General features: G+C 40.2%; 13 protein-coding genes. 5 read left to right on the top strand and 8 right to left on the bottom strand.

Annotated elements, in window-relative coordinates:
* Positions 1-281: 281 nt before the first annotated feature.
* The 3 genes from nadA to nadB form a co-directional block, all read right to left on the bottom strand.
* A complete protein-coding gene (gene nadA / locus IEV91_RS05850) occupies positions 282-1,385 on the bottom strand; it encodes a quinolinate synthase NadA (RefSeq protein ID WP_188496477.1) in 1,104 nt (367 codons plus the stop codon).
* A gap of 199 nt (positions 1,386-1,584) precedes the next feature.
* Positions 1,585-2,412 carry a carboxylating nicotinate-nucleotide diphosphorylase gene (gene nadC, locus IEV91_RS05855; protein WP_188496478.1) on the bottom strand — a complete coding sequence of 276 codons (828 nt, stop codon included), beginning with the start codon at positions 2,410-2,412 and terminating at the stop codon, positions 1,585-1,587.
* Positions 2,366-3,943, bottom strand: a complete 1,578-nt coding sequence (nadB, locus tag IEV91_RS05860) for an L-aspartate oxidase (RefSeq protein ID WP_188496479.1) — start codon at positions 3,941-3,943, stop codon at positions 2,366-2,368. The genes nadC and nadB overlap by 47 nt, the downstream gene beginning before the upstream one ends.
* Positions 3,944-4,037: 94 nt before the next feature.
* Here nadB and IEV91_RS05865 point away from each other — a divergent pair, with 94 nt between their 5' ends.
* Positions 4,038-5,183, top strand: coding sequence for an IscS subfamily cysteine desulfurase (locus tag IEV91_RS05865; protein ID WP_188496480.1), 1,146 nt, complete (start codon positions 4,038-4,040; stop codon positions 5,181-5,183).
* Between the two features lie 209 nt (positions 5,184-5,392).
* The gene (locus tag IEV91_RS05870; RefSeq protein ID WP_188496481.1) at positions 5,393-5,719 is read left to right on the top strand and encodes a YnfA family protein; all 327 of its coding nucleotides are present in this window, start codon (positions 5,393-5,395) and stop codon (positions 5,717-5,719) included.
* A 98-nt stretch (positions 5,720-5,817) separates the two neighbouring features.
* Here IEV91_RS05870 and IEV91_RS05875 read toward each other — a convergent pair whose 3' ends face one another.
* The 5 genes from IEV91_RS05875 to bglX all read right to left on the bottom strand — a co-directional run bounded on the left by IEV91_RS05875 (position 5,818) and on the right by bglX (position 15,536).
* Complete coding sequence (locus IEV91_RS05875) at positions 5,818-6,735, bottom strand: aldo/keto reductase (protein WP_188496482.1); 918 nt, start codon at positions 6,733-6,735, stop codon at positions 5,818-5,820.
* A 322-nt stretch (positions 6,736-7,057) separates the two neighbouring features.
* Positions 7,058-8,035, bottom strand: coding sequence for a ring-cleaving dioxygenase (locus tag IEV91_RS05880; protein WP_188496483.1), 978 nt, complete (start codon positions 8,033-8,035; stop codon positions 7,058-7,060).
* A 256-nt stretch (positions 8,036-8,291) separates the two neighbouring features.
* Entirely contained in the window at positions 8,292-9,845 is a 1,554-nt protein-coding gene (locus IEV91_RS05885; RefSeq protein WP_188496484.1) for an ATP-binding protein, read from the bottom strand.
* Positions 9,846-10,027: 182 nt separating this feature from the next.
* On the bottom strand, positions 10,028-13,354 hold the full coding sequence (locus IEV91_RS05890; RefSeq protein ID WP_188496522.1) for a GH36-type glycosyl hydrolase domain-containing protein: 3,327 nt from the start codon (positions 13,352-13,354) through the stop codon (positions 10,028-10,030).
* A 22-nt stretch (positions 13,355-13,376) separates the two neighbouring features.
* Positions 13,377-15,536, bottom strand: coding sequence for a beta-glucosidase BglX (gene bglX, locus IEV91_RS05895; protein ID WP_188496485.1), 2,160 nt, complete (start codon positions 15,534-15,536; stop codon positions 13,377-13,379).
* A 424-nt stretch (positions 15,537-15,960) separates the two neighbouring features.
* Between bglX and IEV91_RS05900 the strand changes: the two genes are divergently transcribed.
* From IEV91_RS05900 to IEV91_RS05910, 3 genes are all read left to right on the top strand, one after another.
* Positions 15,961-17,199, top strand: coding sequence for a sugar ABC transporter substrate-binding protein (locus IEV91_RS05900; protein WP_188496486.1), 1,239 nt, complete (start codon positions 15,961-15,963; stop codon positions 17,197-17,199).
* A 76-nt stretch (positions 17,200-17,275) separates the two neighbouring features.
* Positions 17,276-18,154, top strand: coding sequence for a carbohydrate ABC transporter permease (locus IEV91_RS05905; RefSeq protein WP_188496487.1), 879 nt, complete (start codon positions 17,276-17,278; stop codon positions 18,152-18,154).
* Positions 18,155-18,172: 18 nt separating this feature from the next.
* Positions 18,173-18,994, top strand: coding sequence for a carbohydrate ABC transporter permease (locus tag IEV91_RS05910; protein WP_188496488.1), 822 nt, complete (start codon positions 18,173-18,175; stop codon positions 18,992-18,994).
* Positions 18,995-18,996 lie beyond the last annotated feature (2 nt).

Consider the following 18,996-nt stretch of genomic DNA (forward strand, 5'->3'; position numbering starts at 1 on the left):
TTGGATATAGATTACGACTCGACAACGCGGAGACGAGCCGCGCTCACACGAAAGAAGCGAGAGACTCACAAAAGCCCGCCGCAACTCACAAATAGTGCACATATCAAGAGGGTAACTAACAAATGAGCGTTGCGCCCGCACCAAATAAGTGGGGTTAACAAAAAAACATCAACAGAATCAAGTGGATTGGAGCGGTGATACCCACCGTCAGCATCAAAGTCAAGTAGAATAGCCACAATCCAAACGGATGATTTGGATTATGGCTACTTTTTGCGAAGATATTATGCCCGTTGAAGCATGCGCTCCAAGGCAAGAAGTGCGAGGTTTGCCGTGTGCTCATCAACTTTAATAATATTCGTCGGCTCTCCCACCACAAGCTGCTCCAACGACCAAACAAGATGTGGAAGGTCGATACGATTCATCGTTAAACAAGGACACATCATCGGATTCAATGAAATAATTTCTTTATCCGTCATGGTCTTTTGCAAACGATTGACAAGATTCATTTCTGTGCCAACCGCCCATTTTGACCCTTTAGGAGCAGCTTCTAAAGTCTCGATAATGCTTTTCGTTGATCCTGCATGATCAGCCGCTTGTACAACCTCATAACTACACTCAGGATGAACGATGATATGATATTCAGGATCCTTTTTTCTTAAATATTCAATATTGGCGACCGTAAACTTTTCATGTACTGAACAATGCCCTTTCCAAAGAATCACTTTTACTTTTTCAGGATCAGCTTCGCCTTCAAATGCGTGTTTGATTGGATCCCAGACGACCATTTCTTCCAAACTAATCCCTAGTTCGACGGCTGTATTTCGCCCTAAATGTTGATCAGGTAAAAAGAGAATCCGTTCTTTCTGTGTAAAGGCCCACTGTAACATCGCTTTAGCATTGGAACTTGTAACGGTTGCCCCTCCATGTTCACCACAGAAAGCCTTAATGGCTGCTGTTGAATTCACATAAGTTAAGGGCAAAATCGTATTTCCAAAAGCCTCCTGAAAAACATCCCAAGCCCGTTCGGTTTGATGGATATCAGCCATATCGGCCATTGAACACCCTGCACGCCTATCGGGCAGCACGACCGTTTGTTCATCTGGGGTTAAAATATCTGCCGTTTCCGCCATAAAATGAACGCCGCAAAAGACAATAAATTTTGCCGCTTTATTTTTAGCTGCAACTTGTGCGAGTTGCAATGAATCTCCTGTTGCATCGGCGAATTGGATCACCTCATCCTTTTGATAATGATGACCGGGAATGAATAAGCGCTCGCCAAAATCAGCCTTAATTTCTCGCACCCGTTCCTCCATAACTTCCGTTGGCATCGTTCTGTACTTTTCAGGTAACCGGGATTGATGATTCAAGAGTTCTGTAACATTCATTGAATTCCCTCCTCTGGCTTCGCGTTTTTAAATAGACAAACGTCCACTCTGATAAAACCTTGATCCTTAATTAGTAGGAGATAGGTTGGATTAAGATAAACTTCTATCAATCTTTATTCATTAAGACACGTTTTTCTATCGAGCTCTTTATGGCCTCGATAGCTTACACTTTCATATGACTGAAAAAATGAACAGTTCTTTATAAGTTAAGACTAATATCTAGCGCCTGAGCAGAATGCGTCAAAAATCCAAGTGAAATATAATCAACACCCGTTTTTCCGTATTCAGGTAGGCGCTCCAATGTAATCTCACCAGAAGCCTCTGTGGTAATATGAGATGGAACAAGTGGGACATAATCCCTGATCTCATCTGGTGTTCGGTTATCAAACATGATTATATCCGCACCTGCTTCAACAGCTTCCTTCACTTGTTCTGCACTTTCTGTCTCTACTTCAATCTTTACCATATGGCCAAGAGTGGTCTTCAGTCGATTCACTGCTGCTGTTATGCTCCCCATCTTTGCGATATGGTTATCTTTAATCATAATACCGTCATATAGCCCCATCCGATGATTATATCCACCACCACATGTCACCGCATATTTTTCAAGCATCCGCAATCCTGGCGTTGTTTTCCTTGTATCACATAAGCGCGTGTGCTGACTGTCGAGCAAGCGAACCGCTTGTGCCGTCAATGTTGCAATGCCACTCATTCTTTGCAGAAGATTAAGGATAACCCTTTCCCCCGTCAAGATAGGTTGAACAGGGCCTTCAACGGTTGCAATGTCTGTTCCTTTTTTCACTTGATCACCATCATTAACAAGGAAGTGAACGTTAATGGTCGGATCAAGCAGGTGATAGGCCTCTGTAATGACATCAAGTCCGGATAGGACTCCCTCTGCTTTGGCAGTAAATATTCCCTCGCCTTTTTCATTTTTATCGAAAAGTAACTGGCTTGTTAGATCACCCTCACCAATATCTTCAAGAAAAAATGTTTGTAACTGCTCTTTTAGTTTGAGTCTGTTCATACCCTTTTCTCTCCCGATAAATTCTTTTATCTTTCCACTGTCTAAGCGCCTGAGGATAATCACGCCGGAGATGTCCCCCACGACTCTCCGTCCGCATCAAAGCCGAAGTGGCAATCAACCAACTGACCGTCAACATATTAAGGCGTTCATAATCCTCTCTATCCATATCCATCATTGAAGGAATAGAATCCGGCCGGCAATACCGCTCAAGCCAATCAACCATCTGCCGAAGATCCTCTTCACCCCTAACCAATCCCACCTTGCTCATCATTTTCCTTTGGAGCATGTGTCGCTTAGGTAAAACTTGTAAAGGTGAGCTTAGCTGAATCGTGAGTGAGGGGGGGATTTTCGACGGTTGTTCTGAGATTGATCGAATATAAGCCGCCACCCTCTCCCCAAAAGATGCTGCTTCTAACAATGAATTGCTGGCCAAACGATTGGCCCCATGCACGCCCGTACATGCGGTCTCACCGATGGCATAAAGACCCGGAACCGAGGTCCGACCTACTGCATCTGTAGCGATACCACCCATAATAAAATGGGCTCCTGGCGTCACGGGTAATAAGCCTTGATCAATCATTATCCCCGCCTCTTCACATTGCGCTGTGATGGTGGGAAAACGCTGTCTAAAATTAGAAATACTTGAGATATCTAAAAATACCTTTTCCCCAGTGCTTATATGATCATAAACGACTTTAGACACAACATTTCTTGGGGCCAAATCCTCAAGCTCATGCCGCCCAGCCATGATAGGTCGGCCTTTTGAATCAACGAGTATAGCGCCCTCTCCTCTCACAGCCTCTGAAATCAGCCCAAAACATCGCTCATGGTGATAAAGCATTGTAGGATGAAATTGAACAAATTCCATATCCACGAGACGTGCGCCTGCTCGATAAGCCATTGCAAGGCCATCCCCAGTCGCTTCTTGAGGATTAGAGGTCCTCTCATACAACGCTCCAATTCCCCCTGTTGCTAGAATGATATGTGTCGCGTAATAACAGATTTTCTTCCTGGTCGATGACTGAGCTAAAACACCCACACAACGCCCCTCATTGATTATGAGATCGATAGCCTGAACATGTTCCTCTATACAAACATGGTCCTCAAGATGTCTTTTAAGCGTTTCAACAATGGCTTTCCCGGTTGCATCGCCACACGCATGCAAAATCCTCCGCCTGTGGTGTCCCCCTTCTTGAGCTAGTGCATATTCTCCATGAGCATTGCGGTCAAAAGGAACACCCATATCTATCAAACGTTGTATTGTCTTTGGGGCATTTTTTAGAAAAGCTTCTGTCACGTCCCTATTATTAAAATAGCAGCCAGCGCTAACCGTGTCCTCGACGTGTTGGTCCCATGTATCCTCACTATCTATTGCACCCGCTATCCCCCCTTGTGCGAAATAAGAATTGCTGCGTTTCCAAGAGGATTTGGACAGGATTGTCACGCTTTTATTTTGGGTTAAGCATTCTGCAGCCATTAAACCCGCTAATCCACTACCAATAATCAAGACATCTTGAACTTTCACGTCCATGTGTAAAACACCTCTATTTACATGTGTCTTGACATATATATTTACATACATTTAAATGGATGACAAGAGATTAATTTGGAAGACGGTGATTTTCATGATGTATCTTGACTACGCAGCAACCACTCCAATGTCTGAACAAGCATTAGAAGCTTATATCAAAGCCTCGAGAAATTTTTATGGGAATACAATGAGTCCGCATGATTTTGGTACGGAGGCACACCAGCTATTAGAAGCGACACGCCTTGAACTTGCACGCTGTTTAAACGCTCATTCTAGCGGTATTTATTTCACAAGTGGCGGTTCAGAAAGTAGCTTGCTCGCAATTACTTCTTTAGCCAGAGCCCATCACTACAAAGGGAAACATTTAATTACCACCAAAATAGAGCATCCCTCTATTGATAGCGCGATCCAATTGCTAGAATCAGAAGGTTTTACCTGTACTTATCTTCCTGTTAATAAAGACGGAAGGATTGATTTAGGAGATTTGCAAAATGCTATACGCGAGGACACCATCTTAGTCTCTATCGGTCACGTGAATAACGAAATCGGCGTGATCCAACCTATAGAGGAGATAGGACAGCTTCTCGCCGAACACCACATTCTTTTTCATACGGATGCCGTCCAGTCTTTCGGAAAGCGCCCTATCGATGTGAAAAAGGCAAAAATCACGAGCTTATCCATCTCCAGTCATAAAATCTATGGCCCAAAGGGTGTCGGCGCTTGTTATATTGATCCTTCTATTCACTGGCAACCGTTTCTTTCTCACGTTAGTCATGAACATGGCTTTCGCCAAGGGACAATCAATACACCTGGCATTGCTGCTTTCATTACTGCAGCAATGGACATCGTGAAATATATGGATATTGAATATAAAAGAATGGAAGAATTAAAACATTCATTTGTTCGTGAAGTGAGACGAAGGGCACTGCCTGTGGTTATTGAAGGGTGTGACACTGGAGAATCACCTCACCATTTACCCTCTATTCTTCCCCTGAGAGTTCTAGGATTAGAGGGACAACTGGTCATGTTGGAATGTAATCGGCGAGGATTAGCCCTTTCAACTGGTGCGGCGTGTAAAGCAGGGCAATCACTACCTTCAAAAACAATGAGAGCGCTTGGAAGAAGCGAAAATGAAGCGTTAGAATTTATCAGAATTTCCTTAGGAGTTAAGACCACATCAAGTGAAGTCTTCAAGGCTGTCGACATATTGGAGTCAATCATACTCGCCCACTCCCATTAAAAACAGCAAACGCACTTTGAAAGATTTGCCCCTTGTTCCGCGTCATCCCAAGAAGATAAAAGGCTATAAAGCCGAAGGAATGTACCCGATATCGCACTTCAAAAATCCAGATGCCGCAAGCCATTGTATTTATGCTAAAATTTTTATAGTCTATGACATCTGTTTGTGTCATTTAGTGAAGATTAAGCATTCGATAAGGGAGCTTTGTCATGTTCTATGCTATTGCTTTATTCATCTTTGCTGGATTTGCCGAGATCGGCGGTGGCTACTTAGTGTGGTTGTGGTTAAGAGAGTCGAGACCCCTTTGGTTTGGGGTGATTGGGGCTTTAATTCTCATCGGTTACGGCATTATTCCAACCTTACAAAAATTCCCCTCCTTTGGCAGAGTGTATGCCGCTTACGGTGGTGTCTTTATTATTCTTGCTGTTTTATGGGGCTGGGCTATCGATAAAAAAACGCCTGATCTCTATGATTGGATCGGTGCGTTAATTTGTTTACTCGGTGTATCCATTATCCTTTGGGCACCCCGGCATTAGGAAAACCATAGCTTTTCTTCTCCTTCTAAAACCCAAAAGGTGCTCCAAAAGTTAAACTTTTGAAACACCCTTTGGTGAACGTTATCATGTGTGAGGCATTACGGTAGTTTATTTCCAGCAGCTCTATAAATTTCGTACCATTCTTCACGGGTAAGATGAACGTCTGAAGCTTTACAAATATCTTTGACACGTTGAACATTTGTTGTTCCAAGGATCGGTTGAATGCGGGCAGGATGACGAAGAATCCAAGCAATAGCAATTGCTGTATTGGCAACCCCATATTTTTCAGATAGTTCATCAATCTTAGCATTGAGCTCTGGGAACTTATCATTATCTAAAAAGACCCCTTCAAAGAACCCATACTGGAAAGGTGACCAAGCTTGAATCGTGATGTCATTAAGCCGGCAATAATCGAGTATACTCCCGTCTCTATTTACAGAAGGTTCAATTTCCATATTAACATTAAGTCCAGCGTCGATCATCGTTGTATTGGTAATACTCAATTGAAGTTGATTAATCATAAGATCTTGTTTGACATATTTTCTAAGCAATTCTATCTGCATAGGGTTTTGGTTACTGACCCCAAAATATTTAACCTTACCGCTTTCCTGTAAAAGAGTGAAAGCCTCTGCCACTTCTTCAGGTTCAACAAGAGCGTCCGGTCGATGCAATAAAAGTACATCTATGTAATCCGTTTTTAGACGCTTCAAGCTACCGTCAACAGCCTCTAAAATATGATCCTTAGAAAAGTCAAAAAAGCCTTGTCTAATCCCACATTTTGTTTGTAAAATAAACTTTTCACGGATGCTCGGACTCATATCCACTGCCTCTGCAAAAACTTCCTCAGACCTCCCACCTCCGTAGATATCCGCATGATCAAAGAAGTTGATCCCCTCTTCTAATGCTGTATGAATAAGTGTAGACGCTTCCTTTTTTGACATATCAGAAATCCTCATACACCCCAATGAAATCTCTGAAGCGTTAATGGCACCCTGACCAATCTTTATATTTTTCATCAATACCCCTCTTTTCCGTTTAATAGATATACATTCTATAAATCTATATTACCACGTGTGCTGCAAACAAAGAAAAGGTTTACATCCGAAAAACAAAAAAATAATAGAAAACTTCCCTTGCACTTCACCCCTTCACTAAGCACAGCCTGATGTTCAAGGTTTTGTACTCATACACTAAGGTTGTCCCAATCCTTTAAATAGTGATTGACCAAAGTTGCACTTATAAGGTCGTCCACTCAGGAATTCTAATGGTATTAAAAAAGTGCCCAGGCCTCCCTTTTTTGGAGGAACATCCGAGCACCTAGGCATAATGCTATTTTTTCTATTCCTTTACAAAATCAATCGTACTTCTTACCGTATCAATAGGTCGAACTAAGCTTTCAATTTCTTCTCGCTTTGGCTCCAAGAATGGCGGTAAAGATAATTTTTCTCCAAGGGTTTCATAAGGCTCATCACCCATAAATCCAGGCCCGTCTGTCGCGAATTCAAATAGGATATATGGCGCCACTCTGACATATAATGATTCAAAGAAATGACGATCCACATAGCCCGAGGTTTGGAAACCAAAACTTGGCATCCTCTCAATCCACTCATTTAAGGCTGCTCGATCTTCCACACGGAAAGCGGTATGATGAACAGTCCCGTAGCCTTGTTGGGCCTGTGGAAGGACGACATTATGTTCAACAATGACCTGAGCACCATTCCCGCCCTCACCAACTTCAAATAAATGGAATGAACCTTCTTTAGCCATTTCCTTAAATAATAAAACTTTCTCCATCATTTCTTTAAAATAATCAAACTGAGATATACGCACGAAAATTGGACCTAAACCTGTAATAGCATAGTCTAATGGGATGGGGCCTTTCTGCCACGGGGTTCCTGCCACCACACCCTCATTTAACTCATCCGAAATAAGCTGATACTGTTGATCATCAAAATCGACAAAAGAAAGGGTCTTTTTTCCAAACTGTTCTTTAATCCCTGTATGCTTAACCTCTAGTCGATCAAAGCGTTTGACCCAATACTCTAAGGCAGCATCGCTTGGCACACGAAAAGATGTTTTCGCTATTTCATTGGTTCCGTGTACCCCTTTAGGGATACCTGGAAAGTCGAAGAAAGTCATATCCGTCCCAGGACTTCCTGTATCATCAGCAAAAAATAAATGATAGGTTTGGATATCGTCTTGGTTAACCGTTTTCTTGACTAAGCGCATCCCTAATACAAAAGTGAAAAATTCATAATTCTTTTCAGCACTGCTCGTAATCGCTGTAACATGGTGTATCCCTTTCAACTCGTTCATTTGAACGCCTCCCATTAACATACAATCTATTGATCATTATTGGTTATAATAAGTTTTGTAACCCATTCCCAGCTATATATTCTTAATTAAATTATCTTTAATTCGAGATAAATATATCACCTCATGCTCCCACTGTCAAATCCATTCTTTAATGGACCCTATTTATGCAGAGCATGAACCCAGATATAATGGATTACACCTGGGTTCTCTCTATTAACTTCATTTTAAGATCTCAAGACGGAATTCCGCCAGTGAGTTAATCTTGCTTAAATCCAACTTCATTTAGTGCCAGCTGCAGCGTCCCTTTAAACTCGGCGTGACTATAATAATTTCCACCGAATTTGACTAATCCTTTGACAATATCTGCACGCAATCCCGTCAGGATAGAACGGCATCCCATTAATAAAGTTCCTTCAGTAATCTTCATTAATTGTTCTGCTATCTCCTGATCTATAGGGGTCACTCCCGAAAGATCAATAATTAACGTTTGAATATGCTGTTTTTCAATTTCGAACAATACCTTATCAAGAATAAAGGAAATTCTTTCGTTATCAATGGCCCCAATTAAAGGCAGTATGCAAATTTCCTTATTAATAGGAATAATCGGAACAGAGAGATTCTCAACCATTTTACGCTGCTCTTCGAGTAATCCATCTTTAAATTTTGAGTAGCTAATAAAAAAGTGTGTGAGAAATTGATCGATGAGCTCATTAATTTGTTTTTCCATGGCAAACAGTTCATCTCTATCTGCTTCCGTTCCTTTAAGCACCTCATAATTATATAAGAAGACCCAAAGCGTTCTCCGCACCGCCTGAATCCACTCCAGTTTAAAAGCCAGTGTTAAGGAATACTTTGCCCAAGCAATCCCTTCTTGTTTCGCAAAAGAGATTAATTCATGCTCACGCTCTTCGACCACGAATAAAACGAGTTTATGCGCATTATTTAAAAGGTTGATATTCCCTATACTATGTATCTCTTCAACTTTATCTTTAACGTTGATCGCTTCTGAAAGTAATTTGTCTTCAAAATGGTCACGGTTCTCAAGAAAAAAGTCCTTTATAGAAAAATTCTCCTTATAATTTAATTCCAATCTTTTAATCCCCCTTTTTCTAACCTTTTTATTGAGCGGCATTTTGATGGTAAATGTTGTCCCGACCTTTTCTTTACTCTCAACACTAATCTTGCCCTCATGTTGATAAATAACTGAAAACACTTGAGCAAGGCCCATCCCCGTCCCCTGTTCTTTCGTTGTAAAGAAAGGTGTTCCAAGTAAAGTTAATTTCTCCTTAGGAATACCTACCCCTGTATCTTTTATTGTAATGACAACATCCTTATCTTCTATATCTTGGATAACTGTCACAGTCCCTTTGCCGTCAATAGACTCTATGGCATTTTTGATCAGATTAAAAAAAGCTCTTTTTAATTGGTTTTTCTTCCCATAAATTAGAGCATCAGGATGTTTAAATTCGGTAATCATTTCAATGTCATACATTTTATCTAAGAAAAGATTTAAAATAGCTTCAATTTCTACCGATAACTTGAGAGTTTGATAGTCTTCATTTTCCAAATCCGGTTTAGAAACCTGTAGAAGATTATTAAGAATAGCGAGAGCACTTTCCAGCTCTGATTGGGCAATATCAATATACTGATGGGGCTTTTCCCTCTGTAGTAATTGCAAAAACCCCTTCACGGCTGTTAATGGATTCTTTACTTCATGGGCAATTCCAGCAGCTATTTGACCTACTGAAGCTAACTGACTGAGATGATTATCATCCCCTTGCTCGTGGCTCTGATTAGAATTCAACTTCATTTTCCAGCCCCCCTTCTCACCTTCTATACCTTGACTTTAGAATAGCTTCTATAATTGATTTTATCATGAAATGAACAAGCAATGCTTTTCCAGACTCACAAAAAAAAATGAATTAAAGATCATTAAAGAAAAAAATGACCCTTAATTCATAACAACAGTTCCTTTTTATGTTATTTACTTTACTATATAAAAATATCAACTTTATTATTCTTTGACCTTAAGAGTTCCTTAAGGTTGTCCTTCTCAATCACAAATCCGCCTTGCCTATATTTATTTCGTACCGGTGCTTTCGAGACCTGTTTTCCATTAATCACAATGTCTTTATTTTTATGATTAAGATGATAACAAAATGTGATGGGTGTATTCAAAATTTTAAATTGGAATTCAAGCCCATCCAATGAATGAGGTAAAACAGGATCAATAACAAGCTGCTCACTGTCCATCCGAATGCCCAAGACATTAGAAATTAATTGATTCATATAAATCCCCGGACCACTTGAGTAGATGCGCCAACCACCCTTAACAGCTACCTCTCCTTGACGTAGTTGCTCAAAATGTTCTTGAGCATCGTAACGGGTATCAAACTTTCCATCTGAACTACTAAAATAGGTATTGCTTTGGCGCACTTCAGCATTAGGAACTTCAGTTTGAATTTGGATAGGATTTATAATGGCAAGGCCACGCCAAGCATCTTCTGCCTTTCCCATCTTGGCCATGGCTTCAACAAACCTGATATGGGCATGAACATATTGCAAACCGATCTCCCGTCCAAAATTAGCTGCCTGTTCCGAACGCTTAAAATGAGTACTTACTCCCCCTTTATAATCAGAAGGGCAGTTCATAAGCCGCACACCATCAGGAAATGAAAGATATTTTTTTATAAGACAATAATGATATTCAGCTTGTGTTGGAGTAAATAATTCACTAATAATACTCCGTTGCATAGGAAGCAAGCGATATTTAATGTTAGTCGTGTGATCATCTGGATGAAGCATCGGCTCTACCCTTTCCTGATTTTCCATATAAATAAAGCCCGGTATAACATCTGATTTCAAGATATAGTTTTGATAGTCGTGCTCAATCCCTTGTAAGATGGTATTAAAGTGATTGGCAATTTGCTGATCCCACCCCATAAAGACTTCAGAAAGAGTCCTTAACGTTTGATAAGTCAAGGCAATCGTCCAAGCACTTGCCATATATTTCTTTAATTTCTGATTGGCAGGTTGTAGCGTGTCATCCCAATCGCCATCACCGTAGGCAGACAGATAAGTATCATGTAAAAACTCCCGTTGAATGGCTGATATGGCTTTTTGAATATGATCCATAATTGTTGAGTCATCAGAATCTCGAGAGGCCCTATTCACATATGGAACCTTTTCTATAACTATCGAAAAGTCCCCCGTAGCCTTAAGGTAATCACCAATTAATTTTAGCGGCCAGACAATCACATCTCCATGACTCTCTGCCTGTTGAAGCGGATAATCATCAAACATAAACCATTGTGGCCAACAACCTTGTTCCTCATCTTGATGACTAAATACTTTTTTGATAATATGACGGACTACCGGATAGTTTTGTGTGGCTAAGAAATATTCGGCTGGTCCTTGACAAACATCCCGAGTACCCCAAGCTGCCCCTCCATATTGTTCTAATCCATGCGGAGACGAATAATGAACAAGCATGTTATGCGTATACCACCATGCAACCGCATTAAGCTTTTCTATTTCTTCAGAATGGTTATGTTTAAGAGACAGTTTAAAGTGACGCATAATTCCGGCTAGATATTTCCGATAATTCTTCTTTTCTTCATCAAAATCAAGAGAGTGATCCAATGGCATCTCAGCCGTCAAAGTTCCTTTTATATTTAATTTCCAATGGGATCTCGCTTGAATGTTTAGCACAACGAGCGACGCAGAACCAGGTGTGACATTTTGCGCTAAAAGCGTTTCATCTTTTATATCCATTTCTGCATCAAATAATTCAATCTGGTAGCGAAGATCGGGATATACTGATGCACTATCCGATTGTTCAGAGGCTGAAAATGTAATGGTATTTCCTTTGACCTTTTGCACCACAGATGTTTCATACTCATTTGTATTCATGATTATTTGATTTGTAACAAGGCAATGATATTCCTTCCCGCTCATCGATTGAAAGTGAAGTTCGAGTTCAGCCCGATTATGGGCTATAAAATTTGTAATGATAAGCAGATCATCTGTTGTCTTGTAGTACCAACGTCCATAATTTACACCGATCTCAAAGGCAGACGGCATCGTAAGTAACCGATAGGTCCCATCTATCTCCACATAAATACGTTGCCCTGATGTCTTCATGATATTTAAAGGGTTGCGAATATTAGATATCATTTTATTCATATTGGTATTGCCAATTACAACTTGTGAATTAAATATTCCTGTCATATAACTCGTTGAAGCAAACGTTTGCTCTGGGCATCGCTCATTATGACCACTGATTAAAATATGGCCATGTGGGCGCTCAACACGTTGTTCTTTTTCCTTTAAAACCACATGCTCGTAATCCTTCGTAAAAAAGGATAAGAGGGTATCATGGTCCTTTTCCTCCAATTGCCGCTCAGAAAAATAGGTTTGAAGATCCTGCTCTGTCATAGACTCTGTAACTAGCGGTTCCCCTATTTTAGGGGACAAATTAACCTTCCTTGTTTTCCCTTTTTGGCCACATTTCCTATTTCGCACAGATTTCCACGCGTCGAAAATCTCTTGATTAAAGTTAAGAGCAGTAACCGCTGATGGATGGTCAGCTTTGAAAAGACCATAAAAAACGGCTTGATAGGTTCCTTTCAAGTAAATGCGTTCAGTTTGCAAAGCAGAGTAGGCAAATTCATATTGATAATTACGGCTTTCTAACATGGTTTCCGAAAGCGCCTTGGGCTGATTCGTAGTTTTATAGTATAATCCAAAAAATTGAAAACCATCCGTTGAATAACTCCGTATTTTCTGAAGAGACCCTTGCTGTAAATAGGGAAAATGACCATGTTGAGGTTGGTTTTGTCGTGTACAAATGACATACCCCTCTCTTTCATCCTCTAGTACCTGATGATCGAGGTACTGCGAGACATAGGCCTCATTAGAGCGAACCGCTCCTTCTTCCGCAAGTCCTAGATCTTGGCCATAAATGAGATCTACCTCAGCTTCGCTACCATTAAGGGTGATGTCCCAAAACCAAATAGCCCTCTCACTTATTCTCAGTTCAACTTTATAAGTGATTTTCTCTACTTCACCTATCCAACACGCACTGTCATCAGAAACTGAAAAATAACTCTCTGATTTCACTCCAAGAAGAGGAACCGCTTTTTTTACAGCATCACCCTCATATAGACGTAAATAAATATTATTTAAGGCACCATCGATTGGGTTCCCTAAGAGTTGATTAATCATAATATTATCATGTTTAATCTGATACACATCACCACTCTCTAAAAAGCTGAAGTTCAATGTTCCAGATCGAATGTTATGATCATTCGTTTTCATCGTCACAGTCAATCTCTCCTCGTTACATTAGTTGAAAAGGAACCGCTAGTACATCCTGACTATTTGATCCTACGTAAGCCATAAATTTTCCTTTATCACTTTTATAGCTAAGGTCTGAATGATAGTAACGGAGTTGTTTCTCTGTAATCGTAAAAGTTATTTCTTTCTGTTCACCAGGTTGCAAAGTGATTCTCTCAAACCCCTTTAATTCCTTTAGTGGGCGAATCACTTCACCCGTCAAATCTCTAATATAAAATTGCACAACCTCTTCACCGATGACTTCACCGATATTCTCTACTTTTACCGATAGCCTAATCGTTTCATTTTGCTTCATTATATTGCTAGAGAGGTGAGCATCTTTGTACTCAAAAGAAGTGTAACTCAGACCAAATCCAAAGGGAAAGAGTGGGCCATTAGAGCTATCAAGATATTGTGATACATACCTTTCTTGTGCATCAGGGGCTCCTTTTGGACGTCCAGTATTATAATGGTTGTAATAAGTAGGAATCTGCCCTACAGCGCGTGGGAAGGACATGGTCAGTTTTCCTGATGGATTAACGTTTCCAAATAATAAATCTGCCAAAGCATTGCCTGCCTCACTTCCTGGATACCATGCTTCTAAAATGGCATCTGCCTTTTCTGTAACATCCATTAGATCTAAAGGTCTCCCATTAAATAAAACAACAACGATTGGTTTATTGAGTTGTTTCAAGTCATTTAGTAAATTAAGTTGAGCTTTGGGTAATTTAATATTTGTCCGTGACCCTGCCTCCCCACTCATCCACGAATGTTCTCCTAATGCCAAGATAATAACATCCGCTTCTCGAGCTATTTGCAAGGCTATTTTACTCTCCCGTTCATCCCTTGACTCAACATCGCAGCCTTTAGCCACATTAAGATTCTCAGACTTTAATTGTGTCTCCAAACCCTCTTTTAGAGTAACAGCATCCTCCTTTGAACCCAGCCATGACCATTGACCCAACACATCATGATTGTCAGCGAAAGGACCAATGAGAGCGACCTTCTGGTCCTGACTCAATGGTAATACATCATCATTTTTTAATAAGACCGATGCTTTTGTCGCCAGCTGCCGTGCGACCTCTCTATGCGGGGCGGAAAAAACAATGTCTTTTTCTAATGTTTCGTTAGCACCTCGGAGTGGATTCTCAAATAAACCTAATTTATTTTTCAGTTTTAAAATTCTCATTACAGATTCATCAATAAGTTGTTCCTCTATTTCACCTGTCGCAACAAGCTCTTTCAAGTGACTCGTATAGCAAAGCGTCATCATCTCAATATCAACACCACTTTGCAGCGCCTTTAAGGCAGCTTCTTTTTCATCTTCAGCTACCCCGTGAGGAATCAATTCTTTTAAAGCACCCCAGTCTGAAATCACAACGCCATCAAAACCCCACTCTTCTCGCAAAATTTTTCGCATTAACGTCCTATTCCCGGAAGCAGGAATCCCATTCATTGTCGTAAAGGCTGTCATCACCATTTCGCACCCCGCATCCAAGGCCATTTTATAAGCGGGTAAATAGGATTCTCTTAACTGCCATTCAGACATGTCGACTGTATTATAATCACGTCCACCTTCTACCGCCCCGTACGCAGCAAAATGTTTAACACAAGCGGCTACACGTTTAGTATCCGTAAGGTCATTGCCTTGAAACCCATGGACTTGGGCTTTTGCAAATAATCCATTTAAGTAAGGATCTTCTCCTGTGGACTCCATCACACGCCCCCACCGTGGATCACGCACCAAGTCAACCATTGGAGCAAACGTGACATGAATGCCTGATACCGCGGCTTCTTTCGCAGCAATTTCAGCTGCATGACGAGCTAACTCAAGATCCCAGGAGCACCCTATGGCTAAAGGAATTGGAAAAATGGTTTTAAAACCATGAACAATGTCAGACATCATAAGTAAAGGAATCCCAAGACGATTAGATTCCAAATGTTTCTTTTGAATATTACTAATTTCCTTTGCCCCCGACGCCCCTAAAACAGAGCCCGCGTTTTCGACAACTTCTTCTGTCACTCCCATTTCCTTCATCGGGCCAGTGATCTGGCCTTTTGTTGAGGAGCCTTTAAAAAAGGGAGTAGCTAATTGTAAAAGTTGCCCTATTTTTTCATCAATTGTCATTTGTTCTAATAGATGATAAAGGTAGTCTTCTTCCATAATCCTTACCCTCCAATTGCCTATCATCATGAATAGCCACTGCTAAAAATTAATAGACGCAATATATTTTTGTAATCGATTGCAGTATAAATATAACCTAATTATTGAAACGTTTCAACCGATTATTCAAACGAAATGTCACCTTAAAATTTTTTTGGTTTTATAAAACAGCTTACATCATGCGTTAAAACCAATAAAAAAGCACTTTGAAACTAAAAAAAATAAAAAAAGACTTGAAACCGCTTTACTCATTAAATTATAATACTCTGTAGAAACGTTTCACCTAAATGAAAGGAGGTCATCACAGACTCAATACTAATTTATGATCAATGGGACATAAAACCAGTCCCTCACCTTAATAGTGACTCAAGCTTGGCTATCTAGCAAAAAGGGATTTCTGTCATTTCATTATTTTATAAACGGGGTGTTAATTTTGAAGAATAAAAAAGCACGTTTTATTGCTGTTTTCTTGATTATAGCTGCTCTTGCTCTTAGCGCTTGTTCTTCCGGTTCATCTGATAGTAAGTCTGACGATAAAACAATTAAGGTGTGGACGATGTCCCCAGCATTAAAAGACTTTGCTAAAAAATATACAAAGGAATCAGGCGTTAAAGTCGAGGTTCAATCTATTCCTTGGGATAGTGCACATGATAAATTACTCACTGCTGTTGCCTCAGGAAAAGGTCCTGACGTTCTTCAAATAGGAAATACATGGGTTTCTGAATTTGCTGAAGCCGGAACCTTTCTTGACCTATCAAAATACATCGATGATTACGATAATCTAAATCCAGATAATTTTTATGATAGCGCCATCGAGACAACAAAGTACGATGGTAAAACAATTGGAATTCCTTGGTATGTTGATACACGCGCATTATTCTATCGTACAGATATTTTAGCTGATGTAGGTTATCCTAAAGGACCTGAAACATGGGATGATATGATTGATGCTTCCAAAAAGTTAGCGGCACGTGGCAAAGATCAATATGCTATTGACTTACCTGCCACTGATCCACAATTTCCTTTTATGCTTGCTTGGGAATTTGGGTGGAACTATGACATTGATAAAGGTGTTGATAATTTTAAAGAACAATCCTTTAAAGATGCTATTGCCCTCCATCACCTTTTCTATAAAGAAGGCTATTCTCAAACAGGTAAAGGAAAGGAATTTTTCCAATCGTTTAGTGATGGGTCTAAACCTATGTTTATAAGCGGACCATGGGACATTAAAACGATTAATGATCGGGCTCCTGAAATAAAAGGGAAATGGGATGTCCGTCTCATGCCAAAACAGGAAAACAACAAGTCAATGATGGGTGGCGCTCACCTTGCTGTTTTCCATAATTCAAAGAAAGTAGACCAAGCACTCGACTTCATTAATTGGATGGCGGATCCTGAAACTCAAGTTGATTGGTATAAAACGAACAGTGAATTACCGGCTAATAAAAAGGCTTGGGACGATCCAGTGCTTGCCGACGATCCAAAGATCAGTACTTTCGGTGAGCAATTAGAGTCTACACAGGCTCTTCCATTGATTCCTGAATACGAACGAATGGGACAAGACCTCATCGATACCTTGGAGCAAATCAACCGCGGTGGCGTTGATATTGATTCCGCTTTGAAAGACTATCAGTCTAAGGAAGAAAAGGTTCTCAAGGACTAAGAGGACACATCGCGGGTGTGGCGCAAACCATTGCGTATCCACCCGCCTTTATGCTTAAGTGTTAAGGAGGTTCAACATGTATAAGTTAAAATCTAAAGCAACACCTCTATTTTTTATCGGACCTGCCGTACTATTGCTTGTCATTTTTTCAGTTGTTCCTATTCTCATTTCTATCGGAATCAGCTTTACCGACATGAACCTCATCGGATTAGCCAATTGGGCTCAAATCAAATTTGTTGGTATCGAAAACTATATCGACCTTTTCACAGACAAGGTTTTCATCAAATCCATTGGCAATACGTTATTTTATGTCATTATCGGTGTACCACTTGCAGTGATAAGTTCTTTTGTTATTGCCTTGCTACTCAACCAAATAAATAAATGGCTATCAGCTACTTTCCGCATCATTTACTACATGCCATCCATCACTAATATTGTCGCGATCGCTGTTGTTTGGGGATTTCTATATAACCAAGACTACGGTTTATTCAATTATATTTTATCTGTGTTTCATATAGATGGTGTCGCTTGGTTAGAAAATCCTCATATAGCGAAACTCTCTTTGATTCTTATGGCTGTTTGGAAAAGTAACGGGGTTAGCATGCTCATCTTTCTAGCAGCTTTACAATCTATTCCAAGATCCCAGTATGAGGCTGCTGATATTGATGGGGCTTCTCGATGGCAAAAGCTCATTTATATCACCATACCAGCTATGAGTTTTGCGACTTTCTTTGTCACTGTCACCACTCTAATTGGATGGCTGCAATTCTTTGAAGAGCCTTTTGTCATGACTGAAGGTGGACCACTCGATAGCACAAACTCTATGGCCTTATTTATCTATCAAGAAGGCTTCCAATTTAACGAATTTGGTTATGGGGCTGCAGCCTCGGTGGTACTGTTTGCCGTTATTATTCTCGCAACAATACTCCAATTCAAACTTAGAAAATCAGAATAGATTAGTGAGGTGATCGACATGCATGCACGAAATTATTGGGGAAAGACACTCACCACCATTATATTAACTATCGGTGGCATTCTGGTTGCTTTACCTTTCATTTGGATGATTCTCAGTTCCTTTAAAGACGAAAAGGAAGTCTTGAGTATTCCTCCAACTTTAATACCGAAACATCCGACCTTCCATCACTATATTGAATTGTTTCAAAATCTAAATTTTGGAACCTATTTTACCAATACATTAATTATCGTGGTCTTTTCAATGTTCGGTCTGTTACTTAACACGATGGCTGGATACGGCTTTGGAAAATTCCATTTTAAAGCAAAGGAATTTTGGTTCATTATTGTATTAATGACAATGATGATTCCGGGTCAAGTCTCTATGATCCCCACTTACTTGATTTTAAATAAAATGGCCTTGACTAATACAATGGCCGGGATTGTGTTACCGGGACTCGTCGCCGCTTTTAATATCTTTCTTATTCGCCAGTTCATGGAGACCATTCCAGATGACTTGATTGAAGCCGCAAGATTGGATGGCGCAGGAGAATTCTACATCTTTTTTAGGTTGATTATTCCTTTATCCAAACCTATCCTTGCCGTTCAAATTATTCTCACTTTCATTGGCGCATGGAATAGTTTCTTGTGGCCATTAATTGTCGCAAACGACGAATCACTTTACACCTTATCAGTGGGTCTCTCATTACTTCAAGATGAGAATGTCACCAACTATGGCTTACAAATGGCAGGCGCAGCCTTTATGGTCATTCCAATTTTAATTATTTTTATTATCTTCCAGAAATACATTGTCGAAGGTTTTAATTTCACAGGAATAAAATAACG

Origin of the sequence: Pullulanibacillus pueri, from assembly GCF_014639255.1 — a bacterium.
In the GTDB taxonomy this organism is placed as follows: Bacteria; Bacillota; Bacilli; order Bacillales; family Sporolactobacillaceae; genus Pullulanibacillus; species Pullulanibacillus pueri.